The sequence below is a fragment of the Paenibacillus sp. GD4 genome, from assembly GCF_030846225.1.
Taxonomy (GTDB): Bacteria; Bacillota; Bacilli; order Paenibacillales; family NBRC-103111; genus Paenibacillus_G; species Paenibacillus_G silviterrae.
Map to the genome: position 1 here is coordinate 1,212,582 of NZ_JAVCYK010000002.1, position 17,852 is coordinate 1,230,433.

The 17,852-nt window shown below is 53.5% G+C and carries 11 protein-coding genes; 2 read left to right on the plus strand and 9 right to left on the minus strand.

The features are described 5' to 3' along the window. Window positions 1-415 precede the first annotated feature (415 nt). Window positions 416-1,975, plus strand: a complete 1,560-nt coding sequence (locus RAC89_RS28205; protein WP_306617021.1) for an IS1182 family transposase — start codon at window positions 416-418, stop codon at window positions 1,973-1,975. Window positions 1,976-2,188: 213 nt separating this feature from the next. On the opposite strand, the gene RAC89_RS28210 is transcribed toward RAC89_RS28205, so the two are convergent. Beyond that, on the minus strand, window positions 2,189-6,301 hold the full coding sequence (locus RAC89_RS28210) for a 3-keto-alpha-glucoside-1,2-lyase-like domain-containing protein (protein ID WP_306617022.1): 4,113 nt from the start codon (window positions 6,299-6,301) through the stop codon (window positions 2,189-2,191). A gap of 273 nt (window positions 6,302-6,574) precedes the next feature. Here RAC89_RS28210 and RAC89_RS28215 point away from each other — a divergent pair, with 273 nt between their 5' ends. Beyond that, the gene (locus RAC89_RS28215) at window positions 6,575-7,225 is read left to right on the plus strand and encodes an SGNH/GDSL hydrolase family protein (RefSeq protein WP_306617023.1); all 651 of its coding nucleotides are present in this window, start codon (window positions 6,575-6,577) and stop codon (window positions 7,223-7,225) included. 283 nt (window positions 7,226-7,508) lie between these two features. Here the strand turns inward: RAC89_RS28215 and RAC89_RS28220 are convergent, their stop codons facing one another. From RAC89_RS28220 to RAC89_RS28255, 8 genes are all read right to left on the minus strand, one after another. Further along, window positions 7,509-9,134, minus strand: coding sequence for a response regulator transcription factor (locus RAC89_RS28220; RefSeq protein WP_306617024.1), 1,626 nt, complete (start codon window positions 9,132-9,134; stop codon window positions 7,509-7,511). Beyond that, window positions 9,121-10,962, minus strand: a complete 1,842-nt coding sequence (locus tag RAC89_RS28225) for a sensor histidine kinase (protein WP_306617025.1) — start codon at window positions 10,960-10,962, stop codon at window positions 9,121-9,123. The genes RAC89_RS28220 and RAC89_RS28225 overlap by 14 nt, the downstream gene beginning before the upstream one ends. Window positions 10,963-11,106: 144 nt before the next feature. Then, window positions 11,107-12,483: an FAD-dependent oxidoreductase gene (locus tag RAC89_RS28230; protein WP_306617026.1), complete on the minus strand. Its 1,377-nt coding sequence runs from the start codon at window positions 12,481-12,483 to the stop codon at window positions 11,107-11,109. A 66-nt stretch (window positions 12,484-12,549) separates the two neighbouring features. Then, a complete protein-coding gene (locus tag RAC89_RS28235) occupies window positions 12,550-13,563 on the minus strand; it encodes a glycoside hydrolase family 130 protein (RefSeq protein WP_306617027.1) in 1,014 nt (337 codons plus the stop codon). Window positions 13,564-13,575: 12 nt separating this feature from the next. Then, the gene (locus RAC89_RS28240) at window positions 13,576-14,454 is read right to left on the minus strand and encodes a carbohydrate ABC transporter permease (protein WP_373430072.1); all 879 of its coding nucleotides are present in this window, start codon (window positions 14,452-14,454) and stop codon (window positions 13,576-13,578) included. 19 nt (window positions 14,455-14,473) lie between these two features. Further along, complete coding sequence (locus tag RAC89_RS28245) at window positions 14,474-15,370, minus strand: carbohydrate ABC transporter permease (protein ID WP_306617028.1); 897 nt, start codon at window positions 15,368-15,370, stop codon at window positions 14,474-14,476. A 122-nt stretch (window positions 15,371-15,492) separates the two neighbouring features. Continuing rightward, entirely contained in the window at window positions 15,493-16,866 is a 1,374-nt protein-coding gene (locus tag RAC89_RS28250; protein ID WP_306617029.1) for an ABC transporter substrate-binding protein, read from the minus strand. A gap of 141 nt (window positions 16,867-17,007) precedes the next feature. Beyond that, window positions 17,008-17,751: a GTP pyrophosphokinase gene (locus RAC89_RS28255; protein WP_306617030.1), complete on the minus strand. Its 744-nt coding sequence runs from the start codon at window positions 17,749-17,751 to the stop codon at window positions 17,008-17,010. Between the last annotated feature and the right edge of the window lie 101 nt (window positions 17,752-17,852).

The following is a 17,852-nucleotide window of genomic DNA, read 5'->3' on the forward strand; positions in this document are numbered from 1 at the left end:
TGCTCGATGCAAGAATGATGTTTTACCATTCCTGGGTCGAACCCGTAAGGACAGATAATCTTTCAATCTTGCTGCCGCGTCGCTATCGCAACGGCCGGAAAAGTAATTTATCATGTTTTATTACTTAATACAATGGCAATTTTATCCAAGCGGCATGTTTACACCTGACCTGCAGCCGATAGTAGCTTGTTCCACCAATTTGATAATCGCATTTCGTTATTTTGTGGTCGTCGGGAGTAAGCAAGGTAACCAAATATGCTGCTGCCACTTATTTGATCGGTTCCAGAATGAGGCTGTCCCAAAAGTCATCATAGATGACTAAGGGAAGCCTCTTTTTCTCATTTTTGTAAAACAAAAAGAAACCAATCCTTGGTAAAATGGAAGTGTCGAGCAACCATTGAAAGGAGAGGTTTCTTTGTTTATTCAATATACCATGGATCAGCTATGTCTGCCAATGGATTTGGAAATGGACATCCCACCACGTCACGTAGCGCGAGTTATTAATAGCTTCATCAATCGTTTGGACGACAGCTTGTTTACAGCTGCGTATCCCGGAGGCGGTCGGGATAGCTATCATCCGAAGATGCTAACGAAAATCATTGTATATGCTTACTCGCAACGCATTTACTCGTCTAGACAGATCGCTAAAGCTGTTCGCGAAAACATCCCATTCATGTGGCTGGCAGGTCGTCAGCAGCCCGACTTCCGCACCATCAATCGTTTTCGTTCCGAGCGGATGAAAGACCAGCTGGAGAAAATCTTTGCAGGAATTCTGCAGCTGCTTGTGGCCGAAGGCTACATCAAGCTGGAGAATTACTTCGTTGACGGCACGAAGATTGAAGCCAACGCAAACCGGTATACCTTCGTCTGGGGAAAGGCTGTCAAGAAACAGAAGGCCAGACTGGAAGAGAAAGTGAAGCAGCTCTTTATTGAGATTGAACAGCAGGAGATTCAGGAAGATAAAGAGCACAACGGCAAGGACCTGCTCGAGCTGGGTGAAGATATCGACCTAACAAGCGAGAGCATGGAGGAGGCTTTAATTATGTTAGAAGCCAAGCTGAAGAGTGAACCAAAGAACAAAACGGTAAAGAAAGCGGTACGGCAGCTGCGTAAGGATTTTGTTCCCCGCCAGCGGAAGTACGAAACTCAGCTTCAGATCCTTGGCGAACGAAATAGTTTCAGCAAAACGGATCCAGATGCGACGTTTATGCGAATGAAGGAAGACCACATGCGTAACGGTCAACTCAAGCCCGGCTACAATGTACAAGTTGGCACAGAGAACCAATTCATCGTAGGTTACTCCCTCCACCAACGCCCGACAGATACACGTTGCCTCATCCCGCATCTTAACAAGGTAAAAGAGACGATTGGTCGCCTTCCTAAAACCGTCATCGCCGATGCGGGCTACGGTGGCGAAGAAAATTACGCGTACCTAGAGAAAGAAAACATGGAAGCGCTCGTGAAATACAATTCCTTTCATAAGGAAGTCTCGAAGGCATGGCGAAACGATGTAGCCCGCTTAGAGAACTGGACGTATAACGAGGACAAAGACAACTGGGTATGCCCAAACGGAAGAACGCTGCATTTTATTAGGGAGAGCAAGAGCAAGACCGATAGTGGCTACGGGGTCAAGCTAAGGATCTACCGGAGTGAGAACTGTGAGGGGTGTCCGTTCAAAGAGAAATGCACCAAGTCTGAACGCAGCCGCGAAATAAGGGTCAGCTTGGAGTATCTTCGCTACAAAAAAGTAGCTAGAGAAAAATTAAGAAGCGAAGATGGACGCAAGCTCTCCGTTCAGCGAATGGTTGAAGTGGAAAGTGTGTTTGGACAAATGAAAAATAACCGGGGATTCCGGAGGTTCCTGCTTCGCGGCTTACCAAAAGTAAGCCTGGAGGTCGGGTGGCTTTCGCTTGCCCACAATTTGCTTAAGGTGGTAACCACGGAGCAAAAAAGACATATAGTCGGGCAAGAATGAACCCTGTCCGGCCATTTTTTTTACGAAATATGGGGTTGTATAAAAGGGGCTGTCCCTTTAAGTAGATTTTTCGCTACTTTTGGGACAGCCTCCTTTCAACTTTCGCAGCTGAAAATTGCATTGTATGCCTAGTTGTAATTGGCAGACCCGTGATCCATCGCTGGAGTTGACGCTTCCTTTCTTTTATTAAAAATGGCTGAAAGCCTTTCTTCTTCACGGCTCGTAAGTAACCGAAATGTCATCCACACTTGCCGACGTATTGTACATTCGGAAGCCGACGCCCCCATTCAACAGGGATACATCGTTTGTTTCGAACACTTTGGTTCCGTTCACGTAAGCCACGATAGCATCGCAGGATACCGTCACCTTGACCGTATACCATACGCCTAAAGCTTGCGTTAGAGATGCGGCGCTGCCTACTTGTGACCAGACGCCCCCCACCTTCTTCATCAATCGAACATCGTTCTGGCTTGGGCGCAGATTCAACCAGTAAAAATTGTTCGTATCCTTCATCCGAAACGCCAGCCCTGCGCCTGTACTTCCGGTCCCTAATGTATCCATCCGTACTTTGGCCTCTACCGTGTAGTCGCCGTCGTTGACGGTGGACGGTTGAATCGCCATTACATCACCGCCCGTCGCACTTTGCTTGTAGGCTTTCGAGCCATCGGTTTGCGCGGCTACCGACCAAATGCCGCCGTATGTTGTCCAACCGTCGGCGATCCCGTCCTCGAACGTCTCCGTGTACGGAGCCCTTGGTCCTGGAGAAGGCATGCCGTACACCGCTTTCACATCATCGAATTGCACTGCGGTATTGTATACGCGAAAGCCGAAGGCGCCGCCTGGATGTGAGGCATCACTTGTGTTCAGCTTAAGCTCGCCGTCCACATACACTTGAATAGCATCTCCCTGCAGCTCCGCCCGGAGATGGTACCATCGGTTCAGCTCCTGCGGCAAAGCAGCGCTGGCTACCTGGCTCCATACACCGCCCGATTTTTTCATCAATCGAAGGGTACCTGCCGAGCGACGCAGATTTACCCAGTAGTAATTGTCCTCATCCACATATCGAACAATCAAGCCTGAGCCGGTGCTGCTTGCCCCTTCGGCTGTCATACGTATGCGGGCTTCCACGCTGCCGCCGTTCTGAGGCGCAGCGGAGACGAGGTTGACGATGTCCCCAGTCAATGAGCTTTGCTGGTACACAAAACCCCCTCCGTCCTGCACAACCGACCACGTCCCGCCGCTTGGCGTCCATCCCGCGGCATTGCCGTCGTCGAAGCCGTCCATAACATCGGCGGATTGGGTCACGGCCGTTACTTCAGGCGTCGCAGCGGACTCGTAGCCTTGTTCGTTCACCGCCGTAACCCGGTAATAATAGGTCTTGCTGCCCGAAAGACCTGTATCCCACACTTCACTTGCTCTGGCGCAGCAATCAAGTCTCGTTTCCCATGAAGGGTTGAATGGTGCTGTACTACGGTAAATGTTATAGCGAATCGCCCCGGGCGCATCGTTCCAATTGAGGTGAACGGCGCTGCCGTTGCTTGCGTCGGCAACAAGTCCCGTGGGCGCTGACGGAGCCATATTCAGAACCCCAGGAACACCGGCGGCAAGCTGGAATTGAGCCGTACCTGGCTGTAAAGCATCCACACTTGTTCCCAATTGTACTCCAGCGTTCAGCTCCGGCCGGGGGTCGACCACACGAAGACCGTTCAACGAGACGTTCGCCGCATTTTCCACCCTGACCGCTGTAATATCTCCATCCAACACTGGGTCACCGGAAACAGCCGTAATGGTATTCGTGCCTTCCATTGTAACGCCGTCGACGCCGGCAATGAGAATGCCGCTGCGAATCGGCGATTCAATCGTGTTGCCCCTAAGCGTAATCTGTTTAATACCACGGGAATCGGCAACCTGTTTATCCTTTTTCTGTGCAAAAATCTGGATCCCGCCGGCAGTCAGCTTCCCGCCCTTGGCAGCGCTGTTAATGTCCGTTAAATAATTGTTCCGGGCAAAATAATTGCCTTCAATGAGCAGCTGCTCGGCCATAGGACCTTCGTGGGCAAACGTACCGGGCTCGTTCTGCACGGCTATGCCGGCACCGCCTAAGTCCGTAAACCGGTTGTTCTTGATCACTCCGTTGCTGCCAGGCCTCACGAGCACGCCATATCGTCTGGACTCCCGAAACGTAGAGCCGCTGACCTCGTAATTATTGAAGTTCTTCGTCAGATTATAGATTGAATCCGCGGTCGACAAGTCATCACCGCCGGTCATTCCGACGATATCGCGGTCAAGCGTCCAGATCGCTCTAGACTTCAAAGGGAAGGTGCCGACCGGATCCATTCCGATGATTTTGGCTGTGCCGCGAATACGGCCGAGATCTGCATCCAGTACCTGGATCGTGTCGCCTATACTGTAGATGCCGTTGAGCTTGACATAAATACGGTTCGGGGCTAGCGGTTCGATTAAATGAGTCGGCGCTTGGTAGAAGTTGATCGCATCGTCCAGCATGCCCTCGAATGTGGAATTGCGAACGATCGGACCGTTCACGGAAAACTGCATGTGCAGCCCGTCCGCCGGCGTTGTCATTACTTGTCCCGGAGTTCTGCGGAGAACGTTAATGTTCGTAAATTGCGCTGTGCCGTCCAGGTTTTGCGATGTGACGGTCGTGCCTGCCCCACGGTACACGGTAATATCACTCAAAGCTACATTGGAATCGTTACGCAGATCGAACATATTGTAGCCCGTGGAGCGGTAGCTGAAAGCGAACTTGTCATTCACCTCAATATACCCGGGTATGCACATTTTGGAAGCTAGGTGCGGAGACAGCTGCAGTCGATACGTCGTTCCGCTTAGCTTCTGCCACGATTGGACAGTAACGACATTCGGCACCGCTTCCTTCTGCAGATCGCTGTTGGCCGGGTCGCGGATGACACCCCACTTGGACGGCATGAGGGGCGTGCGCGGATCGTCCAAGATATAGGCGTAGCCGGCGTCCGGAACGAAATCGATCGTCGCGGCAGCGGCATTACATCCGGCAATGACACCTTGCGTGAAAGGCGGATTCTTATAATCCATTGCGAAGCCGGATATCGATAGGTTCGACGATTCGAAAAACTTAAACGCCCCGTAGAACGGCTCCGTAAATTCAAGCTCTGCGCCGCCGCCTGTCACCGTGAGACCTTGTGTCGCACCTTTGTAATGGAAATAAAAATTCGATGTCAGCGGATCGGGCTGTTCAAAGCGTACCGTATCGATGTCCACCGACCCGGAGCTCGTCTCGCCTATCGGATACAGTCGAAGCTGCTTCAATGTGCCATAGTAATGCAAGCTGCTAAGTGAAATTTTGTATTCCTGAAAGTCGGCATTGTTCGCCGTAATGGTGAACGGAACGGCCTTCTTGTCGTTCCATACCGGGTCCTCATTGGTTATATAACGCAGCTCCGCTTGGGTCGAGCCGGTGTAGTTCTTCATGCGTACCGTGACGGTATTGTAGGGAGATGTCGGCATTTGCAGATTGGGTGCGGATACGACGTAAGGCTTCGGGCTTGCTCCGCTCGCCGTCATCTTCAGCACCCCGCCCGAGGCTCCCCCTGTCAGGCCTGACCAGTTCCAGCCTTCGGCATTGCCGGTCGGAAACGTCCATTCGATCGGGGCAGCCGTATCGACGGTAATCCTGTCAATCGAGACCGAGCCTGAAGCAGCACCTTGAGCGGGAAAGATACGCAAATTTTTGATCATTTTGCCGTTCCATTCCGGGTGTTGACTCAGATCGACCTTATATTCCGTGAAACCGGTGCTGCTCGCAGTAACCGGAAACGTCTGACTGCGCGCCGTGTTCCACGAAGCATCCTCTTGCGTCGTCCACCACAGCGCTGCTTGAGTAGCCGTAGTAGTGTTGCTCATCCGCACCTTAAAGCTGACGAAGCGACTGCCGTCAATAGTGACGGCCCCGTCGGGCGTTGTCAGTTGACCGGACGCCCCCGCCAGAGTCAGCTGCAAGGAGCCGCCGCCTGCCGTACCGGTCGCGCCGCCGCCTAGCGTCCAGCCGTCCGTTGTGCCGTCCGCATCAAAGTTCCACTCCCGCTTAGGAGGGTCAACGATATAACGGCCCGGATCGAACACAACCTCGGCACCGCCGGCAGTTCGAACGGCTGCATCAAGAGCCGCGCGAATGGCTTGTCCGTCCGCGTTCTCATCACCCGGTACCGCTCCGTAATCAGACACACGAATGACGGCCATCGCAGCTTCAGCCTCCGAAGGGAAGATCACGCTCGAAGAGGTGACCGCAAGTGTAACCGCAAGCCCTACGGTTATCCATGGTTTATGCACATCAATTCACTCCTTCTGTTGTTCATTTGTGGAAGCGCTTTCCACTCCTTCTATTATAAATTCTCTTCCTTTGCCGGAAAATTCAATATCCGACGATATGTTTTCATATATGACGATCTTTAGGTCCTAGCAAGCTCTTCATAAAAAAAAGCCGCTTTCCATGCGGCATAAATTGAGAAAACACAAAAAATAAGGGTAGTATATTTTTCTAAATAGAGGTAAATTGAGAAAAGGCATAGCCATACTAATATAATAAAGAGGAAGGTGTATAAAGTGAGGTACGACAGGACCATCGACGTATTATTCCAGGGTGATTCTATTACGGACACGGGACGGAACCGAAACGATATATCTAGTCTCGGGACCGGTTATGCTAGTCGTATTGCCGGTAAGCTATATCTCCAGAATGCGGAAGCTTCCCCGTTTTTCGTCAATCGTGGTATTAGCGGGAACAGAGTATCTGATTTGTATGCACGATGGAACGAAGATGCCATCTATCTTCAGCCCAAGCGTCTTAGCATATTGATCGGGGTCAATGATGCTTGGAGAATTATGAACGGATTACCCGAAGGGGCCGCAGACCGATTCGAGAGCGCTTACCGTCATTTATTAGATATTACGAAGGAATATTTGCCCGATACGGGCTTGATTCTGTGCGAGCCCTTTATTCTTAACTGTGGAGCGACAGCCGAGCGCTGGAATGACTGGAAGTCCTTAGTTACAAAATATCAGGCTATCGTACGCAACCTGGCAGATGAATATGAGGCATTATTCGTGGCATTGCAGAAGCCGCTTGACGATGCTTGTTCCCGGGCGGATGCGCCTTTTTGGGCACATGACGGGGTTCATCCGACGGTTGCAGGGCATGAGCTAATCGCAAATGAATGGATCAAGACGATTCAAAACAGCAAGCTCGCAATGTAAGTGAAAGAGACTCCTGGAATCAATGAAAAAAAGAAAGCACATACACGTTACCAGCGAATCCCGATCTAAATCTTTCGCCGGTTGTCCGTTACTTCGATGAAATATGGGAGCAGCCACCAAAATCGTGGTCTGCTCCCTCCTTGTTTTGCTAGCGTACTCCGCTTGCGTCTGCTCGACCAACCGGTCCGGACGTTTACGTCCCGCCCGCCCACGGTCTCGGCAGGCAGCGATCTGCATTACCAGGCCATGCCCGCAATCAGACACGTTTATAGCGCAGGCAAGGCTAGCCTCCCGGCGTTTCCGGATGATAGCTTGCGCGGAACTCGGAAGGCGTCATTCCCGACGTCCGCTTAAACATTTCGCTGAAATACCGTCGCTCCTCATAGCCGACGATGGCGGCGACCTCCTGAACGGGTACGCCTGCGATCAGCAGCGACTTCGCCTTTTGCATACGCTCGGCCGTGATATATTGGATCAGCGTCATGCCCATGACCTTCTTGAAGAGGCTCGAAAAATAACTGACGCTCAGGTGCACATGGGCTGCACACTCCCCTACGGTCACATTCCGCTCCAACCGCTGCTTGATATATTCAAGCGAATGGTAGATGATCCGCTGCCCCTCGGACAGCGTGTTTCTCCTAACGAGCTCCCCGCCATCCCGGCATAACGCCGCCAGCTGCTGCTCAAGTACGTTCAGGGCGACGCCAGAGCCGCTTGTCTTCGCTTTATACGATTGCACGAGCGGCTGCAGCTCCTCCGGCGATGCAACCTCGTATAAGGTCCGGATAATGGAAGCGGCGAGCTCCTCATAATGACTGAGTAAGTACTCCGGGTTCGGCCGCGGGCTTATCCGCTGCAGCGCCGCCGATAGCTGAAGCAGCAGGTTGGCCGCACGATCTCCGTTGCCCGAACGAAGCGCGAGCAGCACCTCCTCCTTACCCTCCAGCGATACGGGCCCCTGCTTGTTACTTCTTGGAATCTCATCGTAGCTGATCGCACCGTTGCCTCCGGTAAATAGGTGATAGTTCAAGGCTTGATCAGCCTGCTTATACGAATCCGGAAGCTCGGCGACCGACTCCGCCCTGCCGCCGACACCGATGGAAACGGTGAATTTGGTGAAGCTTTCGATATTTTTGCAGCAGCGCTCTGCAATCTGAATTGCGCTCATGCCCGGAGGATCGTTCAGGACGGCGACAAACCGGTCCGCCTCCAAACGGAACAACAGACCGTCGGCATGCTCGCGGATTGTTTCCTCCGCAATATTTTGCAGCGAGAAGCGGATCAGCTCGACCTCGTGCATGGATAGTTCCTCCGCTCGCTCCTGGAATGCGTCGATTTCTAGCAGCAGTACGATCAGCCCCTGCGGCTGCAGCCCCAGCTTAAGAAAATCCCAGCGCTTGGAGGCCTGCTCCCATGAAGTACGGTGCTGCACAAGCAGCCTCAAGTATTCCTGCCTGAGCAGGGGCATGCTTTCGCGCAGCTTGGACTCCATGCCCCTGACGTTCAGCAGCTCCTCCCGTTCCTGCAGTATGTGCGCCTTCGCCTTCCTTACCGCCTCTACGATGTCCTCCTCGGTGAACGGCTTTACCACATAATCGAAGGCTCCGAGCCGAACGGCTTCCTTCGCGTAGCCAAAATCGGTATAGCTGCTGATCAGAATGACTTTGCAGGCGACATTCGCTTCCAGCAGCTCCCGAAGCATCGATAAGCCGTCCATTCTTGGCATCCGGATATCCGTAATAACGATGTCGGGCTTTTCCCGCAGGATCAGCTCGAGGCCGTCCTCCCCGTTCGATGAAGTGCCTGCAACGGTCACCCCCTCGCTCGCCCAATCGATCATCGTCAGTCCGTTGACCACGCTTTTGATGTCGTCGATGATACACACGCTGACCTCGTCATGACCTAACATGCTGCAGCTCTCCTTTCAGCGGTAACGTAATCGTCGCCGTTACTCCCTGGCCCGGCGGACTGTCCAGCCGCAGCTCAGCCTGATCACCGTAATACAGCTGCAGCCGGCTGATCAAATTGCCGATCGCGTAACCGCCCTCGTTCGGCCGATCCCCTTCTGTCGAACCCACGCCTGCATCCAGACCCGCTCCATTATCGCGGACACGAATCGTGCAGTGCTCCCCGTCGTACGTTCGGTCCACACGAATGACGATCGTCCCCCCGCTGTCCATCTGATCGAAGCCGTGCAAAATGCTGTTCTCCGCCAGTGGCTGCAGCATAATTCGGGGAACGGGGAGCGCAAGCAGTTCTTGCTCGCTCACTTCGATTTCGAAGGTGAACAAATTTTCGTAGCAAAAGGTTTGCAGCTCCAAATATTGGCGTACATGCTGCAGCTCTTTATCAAGCGTCGTTACCTCCTGCCCTTTATTCAAGCCGAGCTGGAACAGCCGGGACAAGGCAACAACCATTTTCTGCGAGGGCTCCACCTGCTTGAGTTTCAGCTTCCAGTAAATTGTATTGAGCGTGTTGTACAAAAAGTGCGGATCCATCTGCGCGGAAAGCGCCTTGATCTCAGTCGTCCGCTTGGTCGTTTCCGCCTCCTTGACCTCCTCGATCAGCCTGACGATCTGCTCCAGCATGCGGTTGAACCGAAAGCCGATCTGGGCCAGCTCGTCCTGGCTTTTGCTTTCGAAGCGGGCCGTCAGGTCGTTCAGCTCGACCCGCTTCATCACCTGCTGCAGCCCTCTAAGGGGTAAAAGCAAATAGCCCGTAAACGCACCGGCCACGAGCAAGGCCAGCAAAAAGCAGCCGGCGGTAATGGCGGCGATCATCCATTTGACATAGATAAGGTCCTTCAGCACGTCATCCTTGGATTGAATGGCAACCACGGTCCAGTCATTCAGGCGCAGACGCGCGTAGTTAAACAAATAGTCTTTGCCGTTCAGTTTATCGGGTGCATAGCCGGTCTGACTTTCGTTCAGGAGCGCTGCGATTACGCCGCTGTTCACCGCTTCCTGAATCAACGTGCCCGATTCCGAAACGACAGGCAGCCCCTGCCCGTTCAGCAGAAATCGCGCGGCTCCTCCCTCGGCCCCCGTGACCAGCAGCTGGCGGAGCCCCTCCTCGCGAATGTTGACGACGACGTACACATCCTTCACCGGATCCTCGGAAATAGGCTGCAAAATGAGCGAAACGACCCGGCTTCCGCCCAAAAACAGCGCATCCTCATGGCCTTCGATCCACACGTTTCGCTTCTCCCGAACGATATTTTCGTAAAGCGTGGTCTTCTCAAATACCGTCTGTCGGTTGCGATTCATCGACAGCGGGTAAAATTCGCCGATCGGCGTCGAAACGTAGATCGAATGAATGAGCGGCTCGGCGATCCGGGCCTGAGAGAATACATTGTCCATCTCGGTCATGCGGGTAAAATAGCGGGAAGCATCCCCCGCATTCGCGTCCTTAAGCATCGCTCGAAAGGGCTGGCTGATCATAAACGTCATCATGACCAGCATCAGCTTGTTCAGCTTCTCGTCCACAATTTGCGCCGATTGGGCGACCGAGTCCTGCGTCATCTTCATCGCGTTGTTCTCCATGATGTTGGAGGTGATGGAATAGGAGAGCCCCCCTGTCGTCAAAACCGCTAGAATGGTTACGATCAGAAAGGCTAATCTCAGCTTGTTACGGAACGATAGCTTGCTTCGGTCGAGCATCGCCGGATCCCCCTGTTCGTCGGGCTTCGCCCAGTGGCTGTATAGGTTGATTATGTCATGATGCCATTGCTCATACAAGCGCACCGCAGGTCAGGCTGCGCTAATGATGAAAGCGCCGGAGGCGAACTATGCTCTTGGCGGCGGCGAAAAGGTGCAGCGCCACTACCGGCGATGCACCCAGATGATTCCACGGCTTCAATTCCCTATGGAGCTCCCGCTCTTTCAGCCGACACTCTCATTTGCATTCGCGCCGGCAGCAAGCTCCTCGCCGAGCCATGCCCCTTGCTCCAGAAGCCTCCGCTGCAGCCCGGGCACCGAAACGCCGCGCGAGTCCGTACCGCAAGTCAAAGCCATCGCCGCCGCCGTACCGGATGCCTGCCCCATGGCGAAGCAGTTCGGCATCACGCGAAGCGAGCCTTGAACGGCCCGGTCCGACGAAGCCGCGCGACCCGGCACCCATAAATTATCGATACCTTCAGGAAGCAGCACCCGGTAAGGCACGCCGTGCGATTTCCCCGGAGGCAGGTGAGTGAACGTCATACTGCCTTTACTGTTGGCCAGATGAATGTCGATATAGTAAGCATTACGTGCGATGTCGTCGGGGAAGGAGCGAGCCTCCATGAAATCCTCCGCCGTCAGCACGTAATCGCCCCGAACGCGCCGGGTTTCGCGAATGCCGACCTGCTCGCCGCTAGCGATCAGATGTGCGTGCTCGAAGCCGGGCACATATTTGCGGAAAAACTGCGTCTGCCGCTCTGCCAATCGCCGCCCTTCGATCGCGCCGCGGGTCAAATCCTCGGCCTTCGTGCCGTCGATGCCGAACACATGCCCGAAGTTGACCCCGACCAAATAGTCGTTCACCCACGCAAGCCCCGAAATCGACTTGCGTCCCTCCGGCAAAGCACCCTCTGCCATGGCCCGTTCCACCGTCTTGTGCAGCTGGCCGGTATCGCCCGTCTCCTCGAGAAAGCGCAAGAATCGCCGGCGATCCACATTGACCAGCATGTAGCACATGCTTCCCGGCTGCAGCTCTCCCTGCTCCCCGCCCTTCTGAAAGGGAACCCCTGCAAGTGCGGCAATATCGGCGTCGCCTGTCGCATCAATCACATACCGGCATCGCACGAAGGATCGGCCTGTCTTGTTAACGATTAAAATGCCCTCGATCGTTTTCCGATCCTCCGAGAGTACCACGTCATAAACGAACGTATGGAAAAGCAGCGAAACGCCGTTTTCAAGCGCAGCGTCGTCATAGACTCGTTTCAGCACCTCGGGATCGATAGGCACCCAATCCAGTGTCTGCTCGTACTCCTTGCGGTATTCATCATTGCAGGCCGCCTTCATTCGCTCCATCAGCTCAATTCCGACTCCTCGAATGATCGGCTTCCGCTTATCCGTAAACGGGCAAAATGCCGGCACGAGTGCCACCGTTCCCATGCCTCCGAGAAATCCCCGCTGCTCGATGAGCAGCGTTTGCGCACCGTTCTTTGCCGCGCTGATGGCAGCGGCGATCCCGGCCGCACCTCCGCCCACCACAACGACATCAACCTCATAAGACACCGGCACGCTTTGCTGCGGAAGTCGTATCTCACCGTAGCTCATCGCCATCCTCCTTCATACTTCCCATATAAACTATAGCTTTTCTTTCGCCGAATAAATGCTTTCGCCCTAGCGTCCTTCCAAACACAGCCGTACCAAATCGTCAACATGCGCCATCGCCAAACATTCGACCGTATCCGCCGCGCCGTAATAAATTTTGACCTCGCCCGAATCCTCCAGAATCATGCCGCCTGGAAAAATAACGTCGTTACGGAAGCCGCCCGACGTCTCATAAACCGCTTCAGGCGCGAGCAGGGGCGACTTTGCCATGCCGACGATCCGGCTCGGATCCTCCAGATCAAGCAGCATAATTCCTGACGTATAGCGCTTCTTCCAGCTCGCCTCCCAGCCGTTTTTGCCCCGTGAAGGATCCAGGTCGACCGCATGAAACGTCGTCAGCCAGCCCTTCTCCGTCTTCACCGGCGGCGCGCCCGGCCCGACCTTGTCGTTGGCGAAGGGTACTTGCTCCACCCCTAGCACAAGCTTGGAGCCGCCCCAATACGCCAGATCCGGCGAATCGCTCATCCACATATCGAAGCGGTCGATCCCGCCGCGGCTGTATACCGGAAACGGGCGCTCCAGACGTACGTACTTACCGCCGATCCGCTCTGGAAACAACACCATGTTGCGGTTATCCGGCACCGATAAGCTCAGTACCTCGAAGCTGTTGAAATCCTCCGTGACGGCGATGCCGCCCCGCAGTCCGTGCTTCGTATCGACGGCAAAGCACATGTAGCAGCGCCCCTCGATGACGGTCAGTCTCGGATCATAGACGCGAATGACCTCTTCGTCGTTCCAGCTCCAGCAAGGAGCGCTCTGCACCTGCCAGCTGATCCCGTCGTTACTGTAAGCAAGCCCGAGATTCGTCGTGCTGTGCGGCTCGATCGTCTCCTCCGCTGCGTTGCCGTAGTCGTTGCGGAATACCATTACGTATTTACCCTCGTACTTGGTTACCCCTGCATTGAACACCATCGCAGGACCGTACGGCACATCCTTGGGCGCCAGCAGAGGATTAGCCGGATGTCTCCGGATCACCGAACTAGACTGCAGCTGCCCTATGGTTTGAAACGTATGAAATGTCATGAGTACCTCTCCTTACCCCTTAATTGAGCCGGCGGTGACCTGCATGAACGATTTGTTCGCCAATATATAAACCAGCAGCATCGGCAAAATCGACAAGCAGGCTCCGGCCATCATCAAATGCACCTGCATCGCGGCGGACGAGCCGTAACGAAGATTCGCCAGCCCGACGGTCAGCGTCTGCAGCTTCGGATTCGTCATCGTAAACACGAGCGGCAATATATACTCATTCCATGCATGCCGGAAAGCAAACAGTCCGGAAACCCCGAGTCCCGGCGTCAGCAGCGGAAGAATGATCGTAAAGAAGCTGCGGGAGAAGCTGGAGCCGTCGATCATAGCTGCTTCATCAAGCTCCCGCGGGATCGTCTTAAAGAACCCGAGTAAGATAAAGAACGTGCTTGCATGAGCGCTGATGAGAATGAGAATGACGCCCCACAGCGTCGTATTCAAATGCAGCTTGACCATCAGATCGAACTGCGGGCGTAGCACAACCGCCCCGACGGAGATGAACATCGTCGAAGCCTGGATGCCCACGTACAACGCCTTCCCCGGAAAAGTCCTGCGATCGACCACATACGCGGCCATCGCCGCCACGAGCAGTGTGCCGACAGTCACCGTCACACTCAAAAACACGCTGTTCCATGTGTATTGAGCAAACTTCGTCTGCTTCCATGCCTCCGCGTAATTGGCGAACTGCCATACCTCCGGCAGCAGGCCGCCTCCGCTCATGAGCTCGGCGTTGCTTTTTAACGAACCGGCCACGGTCATCAGCACGGGAAACAGCGTCAGCAGCGCCGTAACAACCAGAAACGCCCACATGACGACCCTGCCTGCGGTCTTAACGAGGCGCAGGTACGCCGGATGCTCAGCTCGCGATAACGTCAATTCGTTCATGTCCGTACACCTCCTCGAGCTAGAACACCTTGCTCATTTTTCGACTGAAATAATAGTACACGGCCGTAATGGCTCCGACGATCAACGCTGTGGCGAAGCCCACCGCACTGCCGTAGCCGATCTGCTGGTCGACAGGCGCCCCCGTGGATACCGGGAAAAGCAGCTTGTAGAGATACAAATACATCACTTCCGTACGGCCGATCGGACCGCCCTCCGTCATGACCATAATGCTCTCATAGCCTTTAAGCGAAGCGATGACCGCGAGCATAATGATCATCTGCATCACCGGGCCTAGCATCGGAATCGTAATGTGCCGGAAGCGCTGCCCCGCGTTCGCCCCGTCGATCGCCGCACTTTCGTACAGGTCGTTCGGAATGCTTTGCAGTCCCGCCAGGAACAGCAGCATATAGTTTCCGACCGCCCCCCATGCCGCAACGATAATGACCGTCAGCATCGCGTATTTCGGACCGAGCCATTCGATCGGCTGGGATATGATCGAATATTGGAGCAGCATCTGATTGACCATGCCGTTATAGGAGTTAAAAATAATATAGAACACGACGGAAATGACCGCCGTACTAATGACCGTGGGCATAAAATAAATCGCCCGAAGCAGCCCGCGCCCTCGCAGCTTTCCGTTAAGAATGACCGCGAGCAGCAGCGAAAGCGGAATCGTGATGATCAGCTTGCCAGCGGCGTAAATGAACGTATTTTGGACTGATTCCCAAAACTGTACGTCGGTGGCAAGCCTGCGGAAGTTATCGAGCCCGACGAATAGCTCCTCGCCATAGCCCGGGTAGTCGTAGAACATGTAACGCAGTACCCAGACCAAGGGGTAAATGCCCAAGGCGAGGGTTAGGATGACACTTGGAAAAAGAAAGAGCGTGTTTTCACTCAGCCGTCTCCATGCGGACATACGTCTCCTCCTCCATAAATTCTCTACTGATTACTAATGACGCCTTGCCCAAGCTAGGGGACTTATGCGGACGGCAAAGAGCCTTCGCCGAACCATCGGGCGAAGACTCTTGCCCTTGCCGTTTATTTTCCCTGCAGCTTGGCCGGGTCAAAGCCCGGGTTCGGCGCGACCTTCACGTCGCCCTTTTGGACCGCTTTATCCAAAGCCGCATTGTAGCGGGTATTCAAATCCTGAACGATTTTCGCCAAATCTCCGCCGGCCAGCATGTACTTGAAGAAAGCGTCGGCATAATTCATTCCTTCAGGCGACACATTCGGCGATACCGGCCAGAGCGAATCCAGCTTGCCTACCAGGAAGCCTTCCATCCCCGGAATTTGAGGCTGCTTCGCTTTCTCGGCGATGCTCGGTACGACCGCGATGCCAAAGCCCTTCTCGTGGTAGGTCGTCAATACCTCGTCCCCGTACATGAATTGCATGAACTTCCAGGCTGCGTCCTTATTCTGGGAGTTGTTGCTCAGCCCGAGCCACGTGCCCGCCGAGACGATCTCGGAGGTGCCGCCGCGCTTGCCGTCCAGCGTCGGCGGGAGCGCGCCCGCCCAGTTGATTTTCGTCGGGAACTGGTCCTTATATACGCCCGGCTCCGTCGAGAAGGAAAGATACATGCCGATCTTGCCCGCCGCGAACTGTGCCCGCATCGGATCAATGTCAAGCGTCTCCGCCCCCGGCAAAATGCTGCCGTCATCATACATTTGCTTGAACGATTTGATTACCTCTGCGTACGGAGTAAAGTCAAATTTGCCGGTTTTGATATCAAAGCCTAATCCCTGATGACCGCTAAGCGATAAAATTTCCCGTACGGAGCGATCCATCGCGCTCTTCGGGTTTTTGAAGTTGAGCGCGAAGCCGTACACGCCTTCCTTTTTACCCGTTTCCGTTATTTTCTTAGCTGCATCCACCATTTCCTGAAGCGATTGCGGCGGATTCTGAATGCCCGCCTTGGCGAACAAATCCTTGTTATATACAAGCCGCAGTGTAAGTCCGGTATTCGGAAGCGAGTACAGCTTGCCGTCGAAGCGGTTGACTCCGTCGATCAGCACGGTCGAGAACTTAGATTTGATGCCGTCGGTCAAATACGTATCGATCGGAGCCAGGTAACCTTTTTTGAAGAAGGTTTCCGTATTGGCGCTTTTCAGTCGAAGCACGTCCGGCGCCTGATTGCTGGAGAAGGCGATATCGACGCTCTGATTATAGTTCTCGGACATGACCGTTAACTCCACCTCAATATTGTCCTTATTTGAGGCGTTAAACTGATTGATCAGCTCCTTAATGTACTCCTGATCGTGACGGTCGTCCGTCCAATATTTGATGATCTTCTTCTGAGCCGGCTGAGGCGTTTGTCCGCTGCTCTTGCCCGCATTCGTGTCCGCGCCTCCGCAGCCGGTCAAGCCGACCGTCAATGCTACGCCAAGTCCGAGACCAACCATTTTTTTCATCATCTATGCTGCCCCTTTTCTGCTTGTTTGTGTTGCCTGTGGTTTTATTATAGACTGCGAACAACAAAAAGAGAGTGGGGTGAGTCCACTCTCTAGGGTAACAAAACGCTTCCAACAGGGCACTAATTCGTTATAACGCTTATGTCAATCTTTCTCGTTACCACTGTCCAACAGCTCCAGCAAAGCGGGCGGAAGCGCAAATTCCTGATTATTGATGATGATGCGGTTCAACTCGGTTAATTCCGGCTGCTCTTCTTTCAGCTTCTCTATTTCCTTATGCAATCGCTCCATTTTCCGGTCCAAAGCTGCCGCGGCATCAGCCGCCTCCTTCAATTCCCCCAATAAACTTGCAGGAACGGCTTGATTGTATTTATAAAAGATTTTATGCTCCAGGCTAGCCCAGAAATCCATGGCAATGGTTCGGATCTGCACTTCAATGCATACCTTCTCGATTCGGTCCGACATGAATACGGGAACCTCAATCAGAAGATGAAGGCTTTGATACCCGTTCGGCTTGGGGTTTTGGATATAATCCTTTTCTTCCAGGATTCTAAGGTCCGTCTGTTTCTTCAGCATATCCCTAATCGTATAGATATCCGACAAAAAGGAGCACGTGATCCGCAAACCGGCGATATCCTTGATATGTTCCCGAATGCTTTCGAAAGAAATTTCGCATTTCTTGCGGTGCAGCTTATTTAGTATGCTCTCAGGGGATTTCAGACGAGATTTCGTATGTTCAATTGGGTTGTACTCGTGCAAAAACTGAAATTCCTCCTGTAAAATTTCAATCTTGGTTTCCATTTCATCCAAGGCAAACTTATAGATCATCATGAAGCGGGTAACTTCGTTTCTAAATCTCTTCATTTGTCTGATGGCCAGCTGATTCATAATCAATTTCCTCTCTTGTAAAAATGGCCATAATCGGCGGAGGTGGCTTACGAGTCACAGTTCACATCCATATTATTTATACCATATCCCTGCTGCCACCT

What these genes read in the sequence shown, in the direction of transcription:
- RAC89_RS28235 (WP_306617027.1), bottom strand. Translation starts at nt 13,563, where the DNA reads ATGACATTTCATACGTTTCAAACCATAGGGCAGCTGCAGTCTAGTTCG.
- RAC89_RS28250 (WP_306617029.1), bottom strand. Translation starts at nt 16,866, where the DNA reads ATGATGAAAAAAATGGTTGGTCTCGGACTTGGCGTAGCATTGACGGTC.
- RAC89_RS28220 (WP_306617024.1), bottom strand. Translation starts at nt 9,134, where the DNA reads ATGTTAGGTCATGACGAGGTCAGCGTGTGTATCATCGACGACATCAAA.
- RAC89_RS28255 (WP_306617030.1), bottom strand. Translation starts at nt 17,751, where the DNA reads ATGAATCAGCTGGCCATCAGACAAATGAAGAGATTTAGAAACGAAGTT.
- RAC89_RS28245 (WP_306617028.1), bottom strand. Translation starts at nt 15,370, where the DNA reads ATGTCCGCATGGAGACGGCTGAGTGAAAACACGCTCTTTCTTTTTCCA.
- RAC89_RS28240 (WP_373430072.1), bottom strand. Translation starts at nt 14,454, where the DNA reads ATGAACGAATTGACGTTATCGCGAGCTGAGCATCCGGCGTACCTGCGC.
- RAC89_RS28230 (WP_306617026.1), bottom strand. Translation starts at nt 12,483, where the DNA reads ATGAGCTACGGTGAGATACGACTTCCGCAGCAAAGCGTGCCGGTGTCT.